Annotated in this window: 2 protein-coding genes; both read right to left on the bottom strand. The window is 54.9% G+C overall.

Features of this window, described 5'->3' with window-relative positions; translation table 11 throughout:
- On the bottom strand, positions 1-444 hold a 444-nt coding region (locus E1189_RS00855), incomplete at its 3' end, for a hypothetical protein (protein ID WP_155158233.1).
- Positions 423-768, bottom strand: a 346-nt coding sequence (locus E1189_RS22440; RefSeq protein ID WP_230459888.1) for a hypothetical protein, incomplete at its 5' end; no start/stop codon positions are given. The genes E1189_RS22440 and E1189_RS00855, both read right to left, overlap by 22 nt.

Below are 768 nucleotides of genomic sequence, written 5' to 3'. Positions count from 1 at the left end.
AGCAAGAGCAGCCCAATGCAGCGCTTTCCCTAACAGAGTCGTATGTGCGGGCAATATGTCCACAGCTTCCGTTAATTCCCTGAAGTAACGGATGCTAGAACATAACCAGGTTTCGAACCCTGAAAACAACTGTTTGTTGAGTTGCATCCCATCAAACTGCTCCCACTCTCCCATATCAATAAAAATAGATGCGAGGCCCAATTCAATATCTTTGTCCCCACAGGGAGTGTTCACCTGTCCCCCTGCCGCCCGGCTACGCAGCAGGGTATAGATGTCCCGGGCTGCTTTCAGGCTGTCCATGTCTCCTATGATCTGGAGGTATCTGCCCAGAGCCAGTTCGATCTCCTTATCATCACAGGGGGTGTTCACCTTACCCCCTGCCGCCCGGGTACGCAGCCGGGTATAGATGTCAAGGGCTGTTTTCAGGTTGTCCGCTCCCCCCATAAGCTCGAGGTGCCTGCCCAAAGCCAATTCGATCTATCCTTGTCATCACAGGGGGTGTTCGCCTTACCCCCTGCTGCCCGGGTGCGTAGTCGGATAAAGATGTCCAGGGCTGCTCTCAGATTGCCCTTGCCCCCCATGGCCTGAAGTACTCTGCCCAGAGCCAGTTCGATATCCTTGTCATCGCAGGGGGTATTTGTCTTACCCACTGCCGCCCGGGTGCGCAGCCGGGTATAGATGCCCAGAGCCGCTTGCAGATTGTCCGTGCCTCCAATGAGCTGAAGATGTCTGCCCAGCGTTAACTCGATATCCTTGTCATCACAGGGG

It is taken from the genome of Parendozoicomonas verongulae (genome assembly GCF_009711465.1).
GTDB classification, from domain to species: domain Bacteria; phylum Pseudomonadota; class Gammaproteobacteria; order Pseudomonadales; family Endozoicomonadaceae; genus Sansalvadorimonas; species Sansalvadorimonas verongulae.
Note: the sequence above shows the minus strand (reverse complement) of the source record. Positions and strands in the feature narration are given on the sequence as shown.